The organism is Nocardia sp. NPDC047038 (assembly GCF_040644075.1).
GTDB classification, from domain to species: domain Bacteria; phylum Actinomycetota; class Actinomycetes; order Mycobacteriales; family Mycobacteriaceae; genus Nocardia; species Nocardia sichangensis.
The window spans coordinates 657,853-674,182 of sequence record NZ_JBEYVQ010000002.1 but is presented as its reverse complement, the minus strand read 5'-3'; the positions used below and the strand labels follow the sequence as shown (position 1 = coordinate 674,182).

Below are 16,330 nucleotides of genomic sequence, written 5' to 3'. Positions count from 1 at the left end.
AGATGATCATCGATCCCAGTGGGCGCGGGCCCACGATGCGGCAGCTGCTCATCGCAGGCGTGTGCGGTCTGGTCGTGTTCGCGCTGGTGCTCGGCTTCCTGATGCTGCGCTACAAGGGCTACTTCCAGGAGAAGGTCAACGTCACCGCGAACCTGACCACCACGGGTGACGGTCTGCCCGAGCAGGCCGACGTCAAGTTCCGCGGCGTGCTCGTCGGCGCGGTGAAGACGGTCGACGTGGCGGCCAAGGGCGAGCTGCAGCAGGTGCGGATCGAGATGAAGCCGGAGTTCGCCGGCGACATCCCGTCCAACGTGACCGCTCGCGTGGTGCCGAGCAACCTGTTCGCCGTCACCTCCGTCGAACTCGTCTTCAACGGTCCGGCCGACCAGTACCTGCACGAGGGCTCGGTCATCGAGGAAGACCGCAGCAAGGGCACCATCGCGCTGCAGGACACGCTCACCACGGTCCGCAACATCCTCGACAAGATCGATCCGGTGCAGTTCGGCCGGGTGCTGGGCACCCTGTCGCAGGCTCTCGACGGCAGCGGCCGGATGCCCGGCTCAACCGTCGAGCGGCTGGACCGCTGGCTGCTGGCCGTCGACGAGTCGATTCCCGATCTCGGTGTGCTGCTCGGCGACTTCTCCGCGTCGTTCCACGCGCTCAACCAGTCCGCGCCCGAGCTGGTCGACGTGCTCGGCAGCTCGGTGCAGACCGCACGCACCATCGCCGACCGGCGCAGCGAGCTGGTCTCGCTGATCACCGGCACCAGCGGAACCATCGACACGGTGAACGACCTGTTCGCGCGTAACCCGAACGTGGGTATCGAGGTCACCGCGGGCACGAACGACATGTTCGGCGCCCTCGCCGCGGACCCCGACGCGATCACCAGGAGCCTGCTGAACCTCAGCGAGACCATGCGCCGGATGGACACAACGTTCACCTGGGGTCCGCAGAAGCAGCAGGTCTGGGACGCGGGCATCACGCTCACCCCGTACCGGCCCTACACCGTGGCCGACTGCCCGCGCTACGGCGAGATGGTCGGACCGAGCTGCTACACCGCTCCCGCCGTCGCCGATGTCGGCGAGCTGCCGGAGCAGCTGAAGCCGCGCGCGCTCGCCTCGGCCGCCGGGCTTCCTCCGGTGGTGCCGATGCCCGGTCTGCCGCTGATTCCCGGCGTCACCACCCCGGATCCGAACCGCGCCACCGCGGCCGCCCCGACCGGCGGCGCTCCCGCTCCGTTCGCGGGCACCCCGCTCGAGGGTCTGTTCCCGATGCTGCCCCCGGGCCTGCTCCCGCCCGCCGCGGCCCCCGCGCCCGCTGCTCCGGCCGCCGCGCCGGGGGGCACGCCGTCGGCGGCGCCGATCTCCTACCGGGGTGACTCGGCGATCACCGCGCTGCTCGGCCGCACGCCGACCACCGCCGAATACCTGCTGCTGAGCACGATTCTGAAGGGCGGAACCATGCAGGTGGCCGACAACGGTGCCGCACGATGAGCATTCGCAAACCGCTGATCGGATTCAGCATCTTCGCCATCGTGTCGATCCTGGTGACGGTGGTGGTGTGGAACACGCTGGCGCGCATCGTCAGCGGCGACACCTACACCTACTCCGCCACGTTCTCCGATGTGCTCGGCTTGCACGAGGGCGACGACGTCCGCATGGCGGGCGTTCGGGTCGGCAAGGTCGAGAAGATCGAGCTCGGCCGCGACGGGAATCTGAAGAAGTCGGTCGCCAAGGTCACCTTCGTGGTGCAGCGCGACCAGACGATCTACAACGACACCAAAGCGCTGGTCCGCTACCAGAATCTGATCGGTCAGCGGTACGTGGCGCTGGCCCCCGGCAAGGGGTCGAACCCCGCGCCGCTGAAGAACAACGGTTCCATCCCGATCGACCGCACGGAGCCGTCGTTCGACGTGTCGGGTCTGCTGAACGGGTTCCAGCCGCTGTTCCAGGTGTTGCAGCCCGAACAGGTCAACCGGCTGTCGGAAACCTTCATCCAGGCATTGCAAGGTGACGGCGTCTCGCTGAGCGCGTTCATCGTCCAGGCCGCCCAGCTGGCCACCGACTTCCAGCGCAGGGACGCGATCCTGTCCGATGTGATCACCAACCTGTCGGGCGTGATGTCCGGGTTGGCGAAACGAGGTGATGAATTGGAGACCCTGGTGACCCAGACCCGGGCCTTGATCGGCGGGCTGTACGAACAGGGACAGTCGTTGCTCGCCTCGACCGAGCAGATCGCGAGCGCGACCACATCGGTGGTCGGCATGCTCGACCGGGTCCAGCCGAGTCTGCGCACGGCGCAGAACTCCACCAGCGCGGCGCTGACGCTACTGCTTGACAACGGCGCCAAGCTCGACCAAGCCGCGATCGACCTGCCGAACGTCCTGTCGGCGGCGGGCAGGCACACCTCGGAGGGCGGTTACGCCAACGCCTACCTGTGCGGCTTGGACGTGTCGCTCTACGGCGTCCTGTTCCCCCGCGGCCTGTTCTCCCAGATCGGTGGCACCTCGCACTCGGCGGTGTGCCGCCCATGATGACGAAGCTCAGGTCCAGGTTCGAGAGCAACCGGTACTTCTGGTTGGGCATCATCGGCGGCGCCCTCATCGTGGTGCTGCTGCTGGTGTCCAGCGTCTACAAGCTGATCGGCGTCGGCGAGCAGTCGATCAAGGCCGAGTTCGTGCAGGCCGCGGGCATCAGGGTCGGCGACAAGGTGAACATCGCCGGGGTGTCCTCGGGCCGGGTGGTCGGCGCCGAACTAGAGGGCAGTCACGTGCTGCTCACGCTGAGCGTCAGCGACGACGTGAAACTCGGCCCCGACGCGCGTGCCTCGATCAAGATGGCCACGCTGCTCGGCGCCAGGTACGTCGACCTCGAGCCGGGCGACGGCTCGGGTCTGAAGGGCAAGCGGATCCCGGTGTCCAACACCACGGTTCCGTACAACCTGGCCGACGTGGTGCAGGTCGGCACCCCGAAGTTCGAGGCGCTCGACACCAAGAAGCTGGCCGATTCGCTGAACCTGATCAACGAGCAGATGAACGGGTCGCCCCAGCTCACCGCCCAGGCGCTGGACAGCGTCGGCGCGCTGGCCAAGGTCATCGACAGCCGCAAGACCGAAGTGGACGCCCTGCTCAAGGATCTGGATCGGGTCACAAGGATCCTCGCCGACAACCGCAACAGCATCCTGCTGGTGATCACCCAGGGCGAGGCCATCGCCAACCGGGTGATGGAGCGCCAGGCGCTGCTGCGCCAACTGCTGGACAACGTCGCGGCGCTGACCAAGCAGCTGGAGGCGATCGGCGCGGAGAACAACGATCAGCTCGGCCCGACCATCCAGCAGCTGAACACCATGGCCGAGGGCCTGCAGAAGAACAAGGACAACCTGGATCGGATGTTGTCGCTCATGCCGCCGACCCTGCGCTACCTGGCCAACTCCTGGGGTGGCAGCGGTCCGTACGGCGATGTCGGCCTGCCGTGGCTGTTCCCGGACAACTGGTTGTGCTTCGCCCAAGTTATCGAGGGGTGCCAGGGATGAAATTCCGCACGGGCTTTCCGCTGAGGACCGTCGCGAAGACGCTCCTGATCAGCGCCGCCGCGCTGACGGTCGGCAGCTGCTCGCTGCTGCCGAGTTCAGTGAACGACGCGTTGGGCAACACCCTGCGGATCACCGCCGACTTCGACAACATCGCGGGCATCTACGAAGGCAACCCGATCACGGTGCTCGGGCTCGACGTAGGCAAGGTCGACAAGATCGTGCCCAAGGGCACGCTGATCGAGGTGCACATGTCCCTCGACAAGGACGTGAAGATCCCGCAGGACGCGATGGCCGCGATCATCTCGCCGTCAATCGTGACCGACCGGCACATCGAACTCACCCCCGTGTACACCGGCGGTGCGACCTTGTCCGACGGTTCGCACCTGCCCAAGGCCCGCACCAAGACCCCGGTCGAGCTGGACACGATGATCAAGACCATCGATCAGTTCGCCGCCGCGTTGAAGCCGGAGCCGGGGCAGGAGGGCATCGGCCCGTTGTCGGGCCGGGTGCTCTACCCGATGCTCAACGGCAACGGCGAGAAGATCCGCGACACCCTCAACGCGCTGTCCAGCGCGCTGAAGGTCGGCGTGGACAACAAGGACGCGATCTCCAGCATCATCATCAAGCTGAACGACCTCACCACCATGCTGGCCGACAACGACCAGTCGGTGCGCGATTTCAGCAACCGCGTGACCCAGATGACCGGCCTGCTCGCCGAACAGGCTCCCGGTTTGCAGGCCACACTCGACCAGTTGCTCGCCTTCCTGCAGAACACGAGCACCACGCTGACGCAGTACCAGGACCAGTTGCAGGGCACGATGACCGGCCTGACCAACGTGACCCAGCAGCTGCGCGACAACGCTCGCGGCCTCACCGAGGTCGCCGACCTGGCGCCGATGGTCATGCAGAACGTCGACAACATCATCAACCGCGAGCATCAGTACGTCCGGTTGCACGCGGTGATCGGCACCGCGCTGTCGGGTGAGATCGTCAGCCTGTTCTGCGAACGCATCCAGATGAAGGCCGATGGCTGCCGCACCGGGAACATGCAGGACTTCGGCCCCGATTACGGGCTCACCGCCGCACTGCTCGGACTGACGAAATGACGTACCGAATGACGATCAAGGCACGCAGGGCACTGGTCGCCGTCGCCGCGGTGGCCGGTGTGGCGGTCACCTCCGGCTGCGGGCTCACCGTGGAGAAGCTGCCGCTGCCGAAACCGGGCCAGGGCGGGGAGACCTACACCATCCACGCGGTCTTCGAGAACGCGCTGAACCTGCCCGACCAGGCGAAGGTGAAGATCGGCGGTTCGGACGTCGGCGTGGTCACCGACATCAAGACCAAGAACTTCCAGGCCATCGTGGACCTGACCATCCGCAAGGACATCGAGTTGCCCAAGGGCAGCACGGCGGAACTGCGTCAGGCCACCCCGCTCGGTGACGTGTTCGTCGCGGTGTCCAAGCCCAAGACCGAGCCCGGCGCGGCAATGCTGCACGACGGCGACACGCTCACCATCGACAGCACCTCGGCGGGCGCGACCGTCGAGCAGTTGCTCATCTCGGTCTCCATGCTGTTCAACGGCGGCGGCATCGCCAGCCTCTCCAAGCTCGGCTCGGAGCTGGACTCCATCGTCGGCGGGCGTGGCGAGCAGCTCGCCCATCTGATCACCGAGATGACCGGAGTGGTCGGCAGTTTGAACGCCAACTCCGCCCGGGTGGACAGCGTGCTCGGCGAGTTCAGCACCCTCGCCAACACCATCGAGGGGCGGCGCTCGGAGCTCGGCGAGGTGGCCGACACGTTGCCGCAGATGATCGGCGCGATCGCCGAGAACAACCGGGCCCTCGGCGATCTGCTCACCAAGCTGTCCACCACCAGCGCCGCGCTGGGCGACTACGCGAACACCTCGACCGAGAACCTGAACGGACTGCTGCAGAACACCCATCAGCTGATGGACGCGATCGCCAAGACCGGTGACGGCTTCGGCGTCCTGCTGGATCGGCTGCGGGTCCTGCGGCCGAAGGTGGACGCGACCTTCCGCGGCGGCAGTTTCGCGGTGTACGCGACCGCGACCAACCTGGACATCAGCGCGCTCACCGATCCGCAGCACGGCAAGCTCCAGGATCTCAACGACTTGCAGGACTTCGCGGGCAGCCTGATCCAGGTGCTCCAACTCGTTCAGGGTCGAGTGGCGGGAGGCCAGCGATGACCTCCGTGCGCAAAGTGTTCGGAAGCAAGATCTTCCTGTCGAACCTGGGTCTGGTGCTCGTGCTGCTGGTCGGCGCCGCCTACCTGATGGTGAACGTGATGCGGGTGAACCCGCTGCGGTCCGACTACACGGTCACGGTGAATCTGGACCGTTCCGGTGGTCTGCAGCCGGGCAACGACGTGACGTTGCGCGGCTGGCGCATCGGCAAGGTGACCTCGATCCAGCTGACCGATCGCGGCCAGTCCATCGCCGCCACCGCGCAGATCGAGTCGAAGTACAAGATCCCGGTGGACACCCAGATCGCGGTGCAGGCGCTGTCCGGTGCGGGTGAGCAGTACATCGACTTCCGGCCGAACGCCGAGCAGGGGCCGTATCTGGCCAACGGCGCGGTGATCAAGTTCGATCCGGACAAGATCCACACGCCCACGCCGGTGTGGTCGGTGCTGGACAACTCCAGCGCCCTGATCGCGCAGATCGACCCGGATCACTTCCAGGTCATCCTGAACGAGCTGGACATCGCGCTGAGCGGAGGCCCGGATCAGCTGCGCGGGCTGGTCAACGGCATCAGCTTGGCGATGGCGGGCCTGGATTCGCTGCTGCCGCAGACCACGAATCTGATCACCAACCTGCGCACGATCGCGAACACCACGTCCATGGCGCAGCCCGATCTGGCCACGCTGACCAGCAACTCCGGCGTGCTGTTCGAGCAGTTCAACAAGGCGAACGCGGAACTGCAACGGGTGCTGGAGACGGCACCGGGCCAGCTCACCAGCCTGGGCGCGGTGGTGGACAAGACGGCCGATCCGATCACCAGCCTGGCGACCAACTTCCAGGCGATCACGAAGGCGGCGCAGCTGCGACTGCCCGCGCTGCGCGCGCTGTTCCCCTCGCTCGCGCTCGGTGGCGAAGCGCTCGGCATTCCGGCGCACGACGGCGAGTTCCACGCGATGATCGACATCTGGCCGCGGCCGTTCTGCACCTACAACACTCCCAAGATCCGCAACGAGGTCGTGCAGGACGGCACGATCCCGAAGTGGAACTACTGTGAGAACCCGCCGCCGGGTCAGCAGATCCGCGGCGCCGCCAACGCGCCGCGGCCCGACGTGCCCGACAACGGCGCGCACATGCCGCCGGGTGTGGATCCCAACGAGCGGACGCTGCCTCCGGTGCGGTGAGTCGTACCCGGCCCGGCGGTCGTCCCGCCGGGCGGGCATACTCGCCGGTGGAACCCGTAAGGTTCGCTGTCGCGGGCCGCTGAAGCCAATCGGTGCGCACCGACGCGCGCCGGGAAAGTGCAGGTTTTATCGATGTCTACCGACGACGCCGAGACCGGCAAGGACGCCGAGACCACGCCCGCCTCCGACCACGACACCGACGCGGTGACCGAGAAGTCGCAGGATGCCGCCGGCGCGGCGAAGCCCGACCTGTCCAAGGCGGAGAAGGCAGACAAGGCCGGGAAATCCACCTCGCTGCCGCTGGTGGCCGCGTTCGTGGCCGGCGTGCTCGCGGTCGCCGCGATCACCGCGGTGGTCGTGTTCTTCTTGCAGGGCAAGGATCGCGGCGACAAGCTCGACGCGATCCGCGACTCGACCAACGCCGCGTGCGGGTTCGGCAAGGACGTCTCGGTCTACGACTACTCGAAGAATCTCGACGACTACTTCACCACGGTGAAGGCGGGCTCGTCGGGCGAGTTCCTCAAGGAGTTCGACGACGCGACCAAGGCGTTGAAGGACGCCATGGTGCAGGCCAAGGTCAAGTCCTGGGTCGATGACGTGCAGTGCGGCTACCAGTCCGGTGACCAGACCTCGGCCAAGGTGCTGGTGACCCTCACGCAGTACCGGACCAACTTCACCCAGGCCAACCCCGAGCGGCAGTTCGTCGTGGTGATCGCCCAGCTGCACAAGTCGGGCGACAAGTGGCTGGTCGAGAAGCTCGATTCGCCGATGTTGAAGGGCGCGGGCACCGGCCTGCCGGGCGCTCCCGCGCCGGGCGGTGCTCCCGCGCCGGGCGCCCCGGGGCAGCCCGCACCGTCTGGTCAGCCCGTACCGCAGCCGGGCAACTAGCCGAGCGCCTCCGGCGGTGGGCCGAGCCACCACCGCCGGAGGTCATTCGGGCAGCTCGCGGCGCTTCGGCGGGCGCATCAGAACAGCGTCAGAGCCTGTGGCGCCGACGGCGCGGCCGCCTTCCCCGCGGCCTCGTCTTTCGGCGCTTCCGGCGCCGTCGGCGTTTCCTCCACAGTCACCGCGAGCATTTCCACGGTGTTCGCCTCGGCGACAGCCGCGGTGACCGCGGCCTGCCGAGCCGCTTCTCCGGCCAGTGCGTCTGCCTGCTCGTTGAAATAGTTGCCGACGTGTCCGCGCACCCAACGGAACCGGACCGGTCCCGGCCTGCTCGCGATTGCCCGATCGATCTGCCGGACGAGTTCGACGTTCTTCACCGCCCCACCGGTCGACGTGCGCCAGCCGTTGAGCCGCCATCCCGACACCCACTCCGAGGCGCATTTGATGGCGTAGAGCGAATCGCTCTCGATGAGCAGGGGTTCGGACCCGGGGTGGGCGACGATCGCCTCCAGCACCGCGCGCAACTCCGCGACCTGGTTGGTTCCGGAAGCGGCTCCCCCACTCGCCGAGGAGCCCTGATGATTGACCCAAGCCCAGCCGATGGCGCCGCCGGGGTTGCGGAGGCAGGATCCGTCGGTGCTCACGATGATCATGGCTGGCACCCTACGCAATCCGACCGACAAGATCGGTACCGTGGAATTCCTCTATCTCCCTCCGTAACCGCGACTCCGTGCGGCGCAACGCCGTTCTCACCGCGGCGTCGAGCAGGCCGGCGCTCAGGCGTCCGAGCACTCCGCGAGGTGGACTGTACTCCGCCTCGGAGGTCAGCACCGAGCGCCCGTAACCGAGCGGGTCGAAGCGCAGCCGCAGTGTGCCGGAGAAATGTCCGCGCAGTGCGTACCCGATCACCGCGTTGCGGCGGTATTCGGTGATCTCGCAGGTGGCGGTCGGCTGCCAGAGCGCGAGGCGGCTGGTGGTGGCGAAGACCGCGCCGAGTCCGCGGTCCTGGTCGCCGGTCGGTACGAAGTCCGCGATCCCGAACATCCAATCCGGTACGAATAGATGGTTGTCCGTGTAGTTGAAAGCGACCTCGACGGGCGCTCCGACGTCACTCGCGTACTTGATGTGGCCCATAGGCCCTCCCTGTTCCACGACTGGCGTTAAAAGTACTACAGCTCTCCTCTTTATTCGAGGGCTCGGCGCGATTCGATGCGGCGAATCGCAAGATTGCGACCGAGTAGTTGCTTGGGAAAAGGCTCCTCCGGCGCGCGCTCAGAGTTGGTCGACGATGTGTTCCGCGATCGGCATGGCCGAGGTCGCCGCAGGTGAAGGGGCGTTGAGCAGATGAACCGAGCGCTCGGTGCGCTCGATCATGAAGTCGTGCACCAAAGTTCCTTCTCGCAATACCGCTTGCGCGCGAATTCCCGCTTCCCGAGGGAGCAGATCGGCGAGCGTCAGCTCCGGACAGTAGCGGCGGCACTGTGCCAGGTATCCCCGCTTGAACAGCGAATTGCGCAGCTCTCGCAGGCCGGTGCGCACGTTGGCCTTGGCGACGCGGTGGAAACCTGGGAACCCGAGCACTTCTCGCGCGTCCCTCAGGTCCAGACTGCCTTTGCGGTAGCCCTCCCGCGCGAGACCGAGCACCGCGTTCGGACCCACCGTGAGCGCTCCGTCGATCGTCGGGCTCAGATGCACGCCTAGGAAAGGCAATTCCGGATCGGGGATCGGATAGATCAACGTGCTGACCAGGCCGTTGCGCTCCTGCGGCAGCTGATAGTACTCACCACGGAAGGGAACGATGCGAAAGTCGGTGCGCAGCCCGGCGGCTCGTGCCATCCGGTCGGCTTGCAGCCCCGCGCAGACCACCAGGCGGCGAGCTGTCCACGACCCGGTCGGGCCGGCGGCGGTCACCGCGTCCGAGGTCTCGGTGAGCGTCGCGACCTCGGCGCCCAGCACGAATTCGCCACCGGCGCAGCGGACTTCCTCGGCCAGCGCCTCGGTCACCCGAGTGAAGTCGATGATGCCGGTGTCCGGGACGAAGAGGGCGCCGACACCGGTGACGCGCGGTTCTCGCCGCGTGAGTTCCGCGGCGTCGATCAGTTCGACGGCCACGCCGTTGACGACGGAACGTTCATGCAGTGCGAGCATGCGTCCGTACTCGGCATCGTCAGTGGCGACCAGCAATTTGCCGCAGACCCGGTACGGAATGCCGTGTGCCGCCGCGAAATCCTTGGTCCATCGCGCACCCCGGCGGCACAGCTCGGCCTTCAGGCTGTCCGGTGGATAGTAGATGCCGGAGTGGATGACGCCGCTGTTGTGCCCCGTCTGATGGACTGCCAGACGCTCTGCCTTCTCCAGCAGCACCAGGCTCGCACCGGGATGGCGCACCAGGATCCGGTGCGCGGTCGCCACGCCGACGATGCCGCCGCCGATGACGCAGAAGTCGTAGGCGCTCATGCCGAGCAGGGTAAACGGTGGGTCACACCACGGTGGAATCCGCTGCGCCGTGCGTGGACGCGCGTTCGTCGGTTCGCTTCGGCGCGGGAGCGGGGTGCCGATCCAGGTGCAGGTCGTGCTCGCCCAGACTCGGGTCGGAGAACGCCACTCGCACCTCGCCGCGCTGGGTATCGAGGTCGGTGCGCATGGTGGTCACGGCGCCTGGTTGCTCCGGCACGGAGCCTGAGCGGAACAGACCCGTGAGCGCCGTCAAGGCGTTCGTGTCCACGGTGATCGAGACCGTGTCGGCCGCGCTCTCCGCGACTTGCGCGCCGACGTAGGCGTCACCGAATCGAACTTTCCCGCCCAGGGGCGTGCGCCCAGGCGGTGTGGCAGGCGAATCGACCTGCGGCTCGGCGATTTCCGGCTGGCTGGCACGCGGAGCGGAAACCGCTGCGGGCAAGACGAAGCTGTTGCCGGTCAGCACGGGATAGAAGCCCGTGCCTCGTCCGCGATCGGGCTCGTCCGGGGCGGCTGGGGTGACCGGCGCGGCGATCGGAGTATCGGGGCGCTGCGTATCGGCGATCTGGTGGACGATATAGGCGCCGGCCGCGACGGTCAGGCTGAGGCTGGCCGCACCGGCGAGCACGACGGCGGCATGCCGTGCGACCTGGGCAGGTCGGTGTGCTGTCACGATGCGCTCCTTTCCCTGCGACGCTGCTCCCCACAGGCGATCAGCACCATGGAAAGCTGTACGCCCGACCAGATTACCTGTGCGGTGGAGGGGCATACCTGATCGAAGAGAGCAGAATCACAACGCGCGCGGCACGGGGCTAGCCGGTGCGCCCTGGCGTGCATGGCGTCGATGTTTCCGTGAACGCACGGGCGGGTAAATATTCGGGTAGCTGGCGAGCGCCATTCTCGACTGCCATCTCGAGACACCCGGCCAACGGCGTCCGGCCGTCGACATGAACACGGCGCACCCAAGTGTGGCGCTCGCCCGCTCCCGATTCCGCATGGATCGGGCCGGGTGTGGGCGGGTCAGGCGAACTGGCCCGCTGTCCTTCCTTCGCCCGTCGGCCCCGCGAAAGCCTGTGCGATGGTGAGCCATTCCGCGGCGTCGTCGCCGTGCGCCAAGATTTCCAGATCGTTCGGATGGCGGCGCTGTGTCACCAGCAGACAGAAGTCGAGCGCGGGTCCGGTCACCCGCTGTTCGGCGTCCTCAGGGCCCCACGACCAGACGGTGCGATCCGGCGCGGTGAGTTCGACGCGGAATTCCGCTGCGGGCGGAGTCTTTCCGTGCACGGTGTAGGCGAAATTCCTGGTGCGCACGCCGATATGGGCCACGGTGCGCAACCGCGCCGTGGGCGAGCGGTGCACGCCGATGGCATCGGCCACGTCCTGCCCGTGCGCCCAGGTCTCCATGATGCGGGCGGTGATCATCGACGCGGCGCTCATGGGCGGGCCGAACCACGGCAGTTTGGCGCCCGCGGGCACGGCGCGCAGTGCGGCGGTGAGCGACGCGCGCCCACGCCGCCAGCGGTCGAGCAACTCGGCGGGCGGTTCGGTCGCGGCCTTCTCCGCGGCCTCGTCGACGAACGTGAGCGCGCGAGGTCCGGCTTCGGTCAGCAACTGCTGGAAGCGGGCGGCGTCCGCGGTGGCGATCGCCGCGATCTCATCGGTCCAGGCCAGATGCCCGATCTGGTGTGCGATGGTCCACCCGGGCGCGGGTGTGGCGCGCGCCCATTCCGCGGGCGCCAGCGGGGCGACGAGTCGTTCCAGGTCCGCGCATTCGTCGGCGAAGTCGCCGAGCAACGCCTCTAGATCAGCCATCTGTGCCCCTGCCGGTTCCGGGCCCACCGCCTCGTGCGCCACCGTCGTCCAGCATCGCAGCGAGCCCAAAAAAAGGCAAGCATGCTTGTTTTATCTTGCCGGTTCCGGCCCGGCTACCAGCCGAAAAGGATCAAGTGGGCGGCTCCGACGACGAGGCCGAGGACCGCGCCGTGCAGATACAGCAGCCAGGCGTCCTGCTCGACGGAGGCGTAGAACATCTCCATGAACTCCCCTGGCGTGAGCCGGCGCAGCTTACGCGCGGCGAACTCGTCGATGGTCTTGGCCTGCTCCCGGGTGAATTCCTCGTCCTCGACCAGGGTCGGCGCCAAGCCGACCGCGGCGCCCGCCGCGCCCACCGTGAGGTTGTCGAACTGGCGACGCCCCAGCGCCGCCCGCACGAGTGTGGTGGTCGGCCCGAGCTGACGATGGATCTCGTCGGCGATCAAGCGCTCCAGCAACTGCCTGGTCTTGTCCCCGTTCGGGCCTTCCAGCAGCTCCTTGGACAGATTCGGCAGCGTCAGCACCTGGTAGGCCAGGATGTGCGCCAGATCGGTCGCCGCTTGCGGCTGCCGTTTGGCCAGCAGTGCTTGCTTCCACAGGTACTTGTACCTCGGTTGCGGATCACCCGGCTCGAACACCATCTTCACCGCGATGACGTTCACGATCACGCCGATCGCCGCCGAGGCGAGCAGCACGATCACCCAGCCGGGGACCCAGCCCAGCACCGGAATCTGCTGGTGCACGTGCAGGTACAGAGCCAGCAGTACGCCGAAGGGCGCGCCGAGCAAGCCGATGCGCACCATGAAGCGCAGTTCGGGCGCCGCGATGGTGGTGGTCAAGTCCTTCAGAATGGCCGGGTTGTCCTGCAGGTAGCGGATCACGAAACCCTTGATGCCGATCAATTGGTCGACGTTGTCGCCCAGCGACGCGAACGCGCGGCGCGACAGTGCGGGTAGTTCCCGATCCACTCGCTGGTAGATCAGCTGCTTGGCGGCGCGCGGCACCGTACGCCACAGGTCCGGGTTCTCCCGGTACATCAGCTCGTCCACCAGCGGGCGCACCTGCTGCCGCGCCAGCACCGCGATGTAGTCGGCGATGCCGTCGAGATCGAGTTCGTGGATGAAATCCTTGGGGCTGCCGATCCGCATCAGGGCCTTGTCCACGCAGATGCTGGCCATCTTCTCCGCCCGCGCCGGGATGAAGCCCTGGAATCCGAGGCGCAGGCCGTCGCCGGAGAAGGTCGGCAGCACTTGCACCCGGCGGGGGAAGTACGGATAGAGCACGTGCAGACCCGGGATGCGGATGCCGCGAAAGACGATCGGCCAGAACAGCATCAGCACGCCGGTCCAGTTCGTCAGCCATCCCGCCAGCGCGCTGAAGATCGGGAACGTGATCAGGTCGACCACGAATTTCGGCTGCCCGGTCACGCTCTCCCAGTCGATGAACACGCCAGCGGCGAGCGACGACATCGATGGGACTCCCTAGGCCGATCCGACGGTACCGCCGGTATGAGATATCAAGGCCCCAACGTTCTCATTGCCTTGGACGGGGTGTCAACGCGAAGCGGGGGGCCGTACCGGTCGGCACTTCGCCGTCAGCGAACGGACCGGTCGGGGCGGAACAAACCCACACACCCCGGGGTTGAGTAGGCATCGCTCAACTTTTGGAAGGTCGAAGACGTGACTACACCTCAGAACCTGCCGGTGCTGTTCCTGACCGATCCGATCGTGCTGCCGGGCATGGTCGTGCCCATCGAACTGGACGAATCGGCGCAGGCCGCGATCGATGCCGCGCGCGCCGCAAAGACCGACGCCGTGCTGCTCGCGCCGCGGCTGAACGAGGGCTACGCCACCTACGGCGTGGTCGCCACCATCGAACAGGTCGGCCGGATGCGCGGCGGAGCCCCGGCGGCCGTCCTCAAGGCCGAACGGCGCGCCAAGATCGGGCACGGTGTCACCGGGCCGGGGGCCGCGCTGTGGGTCGAGGCCGAGCCGGTCGAGACGCCTGCTCCGGACGGCCGCACGAAGGAACTGGCCGCCGAATACAAGAAGCTGGTCGTCTCGGTGCTGCAACGCCGCGAGGCCTGGCAGATCATCGACGCGGTCAATCAGCTGACCGACCCGTCGGCCATCGCCGACACCGCGGGTTACGCCCCGTACCTGACTTCCGAGCAGAAGCGTGAACTGCTCGAGACCCCCGACGCGGCCGAGCGGCTGACCACGCTGATCGAGTGGACCAAGGCGCACATCGCCGAGGCCGAGATCAGCGAGAAGATCAGCGAAGACGTGCGCGAGGGCATGGAGAAGAGCCAGCGCGAATTCCTGCTGCGCCAGCAGCTCAACGCGATCCGCAAGGAACTCGGTGAGGACGAGCCCGACGGCGCCGACGACTACCGCACCCGCGTCGAGCAGGCCGACCTGCCCGACACCGTGCGTGAGGCGGCGCTGCGCGAAGTCGGCAGGCTGGAGCGTGCCAGCGATCAGAGCCCGGAATCCGGCTGGATCCGGACCTGGCTGGACACCGTACTCGAGCTGCCGTGGACGGTGAAGACAACCGACAGCGCCGACGTCTCGGCCGCCCGCGCGGTGCTGGACGCCGACCACCACGGCTTGGACGAGGTCAAGGACCGCATGGTCGAGTACCTGGCCGTCCGCGCTCGCCGGGCCGCCCGCGGCCTGGAAGTGGTCGGCGGACGCGGGTCCGGCGCGGTGCTGGTGCTGGTCGGTCCGCCCGGCGTGGGCAAGACCTCGCTGGGAGAGTCCGTGGCGCGAGCGCTCGGCCGCAAGTTCGTCCGCGTGGCCCTGGGCGGCGTGCGTGACGAGGCCGAGATCCGCGGTCACCGCCGCACCTACGTCGGCGCGCTGCCCGGCCGGATCGTGCGGGCCATGAAGGAAGCCGGTTCGATGAACCCGGTCGTCCTGCTGGACGAGATCGACAAGGTCGGCTCGGACTTCCGCGGCGACCCGGCGGCCGCGTTGCTCGAGGTGCTGGACCCGGCGCAGAACCACACGTTCCGCGATCACTACCTGGATCTGGACCTGGACCTGTCCGACGTGCTGTTCATCGCGACCGCGAACGTCATGGAGACCATCCCCGGCCCGCTGCTGGACCGGATGGAACTGATCACCGTCGACGGCTACACCGAGGACGACAAGGTGGCCATCGCGCGCGACTTCCTGGTGCCGCGGCAGCTGGAGCGCAACGCGCTGACCGCCGAGGAGGTGTCGATCAGCGAGGAAGCGCTGCGCGAGATCGCCGCCGACTACACCAGGGAGGCCGGGGTCAGGCAGATGGAGCGGCTGATCGCCAAGGCGCTGCGCAAAGCGGCCACGCGGCTGTCGGAGCGCGAAACCGGATCGGGTTACGACCCCGAACTGGGTTACGACGTCGAGCGTGACGCCGGAGCCCTGACGATCGGTCTGGACGACCTGAAGGACTACTTGGGTCGTCCGCGCTTCACTCCCGACTCGGTGGAACGCACGGCCGTCCCGGGTGTGGCCACCGGCCTCGCCGTGACCGGCGCGGGCGGCGACGTCCTCTACATCGAGGCGAACGCCGCCGAGGGCGAGCGCTCGCTGACCCTCACCGGCCAGCTCGGCGACGTCATGAAGGAGTCGGCACAGATCGCGCTGACCTACGTGCGCTCGCACCTGGAGGAGATCGGCATCGAGCCGTCGGTGCTTGATCGCAATATCCACATCCACTTCCCGGCGGGTGCGGTGCCGAAGGACGGGCCGTCCGCGGGCGTCACGATGGTCACCGCCCTGGTGTCGCTGGCGCTGGGTCGTCAGGTGCGATCGGACGTCGGCATGACCGGTGAGGTCACGCTGAACGGCCGGGTGCTGCCGATCGGCGGCGTGAAGCAGAAGCTGCTCGCCGCCCAGCGGGCCGGATTGAAGACGGTGTTCATCCCGGCGCGCAACGAGCCGGATCTGGACGACGTTCCGGCGGAAGTGCTGGCCGCGCTGGACGTCCGGCCGGTCGCCGACGTGGCCGACATCCTGGCCTACGCGATCGAGCCGGTCGCCGAGCCTGCCTTGGGGCCTGCCTTCGCGGCGACCGCCTGATGGGTGCGATCGGACGTAGTCCGTCCTCAGCCCACGCATGGCCGGAGCGAAGGCGGAGGTACGCCTGATGGGTGTGGTCGGACGTAGTCCGTCTTCAGCCTGCGCATGGCCGGAGCGAAGGCGGAGGTACGCCTGATGGGTGTGGTCGGACGTAGTCCGTCTTCAGCCTGCGCATGGCCGGAGCGAAGGCGGAGGTA

14 protein-coding genes are annotated in these 16,330 nt (G+C 67.5%); 8 read left to right on the top strand and 6 right to left on the bottom strand.

The window, feature by feature from the left end:
• Positions 1-2: 2 nt before the first annotated feature.
• From ABZ824_RS11345 to ABZ824_RS11315, 7 genes are all read left to right on the top strand, one after another.
• A complete protein-coding gene (locus ABZ824_RS11345) occupies positions 3-1,493 on the top strand; it encodes an MCE family protein (RefSeq protein ID WP_356963195.1) in 1,491 nt (496 codons plus the stop codon).
• On the top strand, positions 1,490-2,533 hold the full coding sequence (locus tag ABZ824_RS11340) for an MCE family protein (RefSeq protein WP_355078861.1): 1,044 nt from the start codon (positions 1,490-1,492) through the stop codon (positions 2,531-2,533). Before ABZ824_RS11345 ends, ABZ824_RS11340 begins: the two co-directional genes overlap by 4 nt.
• Positions 2,533-3,531, top strand: a complete 999-nt coding sequence (locus ABZ824_RS11335; RefSeq protein WP_355078975.1) for an MCE family protein — start codon at positions 2,533-2,535, stop codon at positions 3,529-3,531. The genes ABZ824_RS11340 and ABZ824_RS11335 overlap by 1 nt, the downstream gene beginning before the upstream one ends.
• Positions 3,528-4,637, top strand: a complete 1,110-nt coding sequence (locus ABZ824_RS11330) for an MlaD family protein (protein ID WP_355078862.1) — start codon at positions 3,528-3,530, stop codon at positions 4,635-4,637. Before ABZ824_RS11335 ends, ABZ824_RS11330 begins: the two co-directional genes overlap by 4 nt.
• A gap of 8 nt (positions 4,638-4,645) precedes the next feature.
• Positions 4,646-5,737, top strand: coding sequence for an MlaD family protein (locus tag ABZ824_RS11325; RefSeq protein WP_356963193.1), 1,092 nt, complete (start codon positions 4,646-4,648; stop codon positions 5,735-5,737).
• Positions 5,734-6,912, top strand: a complete 1,179-nt coding sequence (locus tag ABZ824_RS11320; RefSeq protein ID WP_355078864.1) for an MlaD family protein — start codon at positions 5,734-5,736, stop codon at positions 6,910-6,912. Before ABZ824_RS11325 ends, ABZ824_RS11320 begins: the two co-directional genes overlap by 4 nt.
• Before the next feature lie 132 nt (positions 6,913-7,044).
• The gene (locus ABZ824_RS11315) at positions 7,045-7,800 is read left to right on the top strand and encodes a hypothetical protein (RefSeq protein ID WP_356963191.1); all 756 of its coding nucleotides are present in this window, start codon (positions 7,045-7,047) and stop codon (positions 7,798-7,800) included.
• A 77-nt stretch (positions 7,801-7,877) separates the two neighbouring features.
• Here ABZ824_RS11315 and ABZ824_RS11310 read toward each other — a convergent pair whose 3' ends face one another.
• From ABZ824_RS11310 to ABZ824_RS11285, 6 genes are all read right to left on the bottom strand, one after another.
• The gene (locus ABZ824_RS11310; RefSeq protein ID WP_355078866.1) at positions 7,878-8,450 is read right to left on the bottom strand and encodes a ribonuclease H; all 573 of its coding nucleotides are present in this window, start codon (positions 8,448-8,450) and stop codon (positions 7,878-7,880) included.
• Positions 8,451-8,460: 10 nt separating this feature from the next.
• The gene (locus tag ABZ824_RS11305; RefSeq protein ID WP_355078867.1) at positions 8,461-8,931 is read right to left on the bottom strand and encodes an SRPBCC family protein; all 471 of its coding nucleotides are present in this window, start codon (positions 8,929-8,931) and stop codon (positions 8,461-8,463) included.
• 138 nt (positions 8,932-9,069) lie between these two features.
• Positions 9,070-10,254, bottom strand: coding sequence for an L-2-hydroxyglutarate oxidase (gene lhgO, locus ABZ824_RS11300; protein ID WP_356963189.1), 1,185 nt, complete (start codon positions 10,252-10,254; stop codon positions 9,070-9,072).
• Positions 10,255-10,276: 22 nt separating this feature from the next.
• Positions 10,277-10,927: a hypothetical protein gene (locus ABZ824_RS11295; protein WP_356963187.1), complete on the bottom strand. Its 651-nt coding sequence runs from the start codon at positions 10,925-10,927 to the stop codon at positions 10,277-10,279.
• A 347-nt stretch (positions 10,928-11,274) separates the two neighbouring features.
• Positions 11,275-12,066, bottom strand: a complete 792-nt coding sequence (locus ABZ824_RS11290) for a TIGR03084 family metal-binding protein (protein WP_355078870.1) — start codon at positions 12,064-12,066, stop codon at positions 11,275-11,277.
• Positions 12,067-12,179: 113 nt separating this feature from the next.
• A complete protein-coding gene (locus tag ABZ824_RS11285; RefSeq protein ID WP_356963186.1) occupies positions 12,180-13,535 on the bottom strand; it encodes a hypothetical protein in 1,356 nt (451 codons plus the stop codon).
• A 270-nt stretch (positions 13,536-13,805) separates the two neighbouring features.
• On the opposite strand from ABZ824_RS11285, the gene lon reads away from it, so the two are divergent.
• Positions 13,806-16,133: an endopeptidase La gene (gene lon / locus ABZ824_RS11280; RefSeq protein WP_355078977.1), complete on the top strand. Its 2,328-nt coding sequence runs from the start codon at positions 13,806-13,808 to the stop codon at positions 16,131-16,133.
• Positions 16,134-16,330 lie beyond the last annotated feature (197 nt).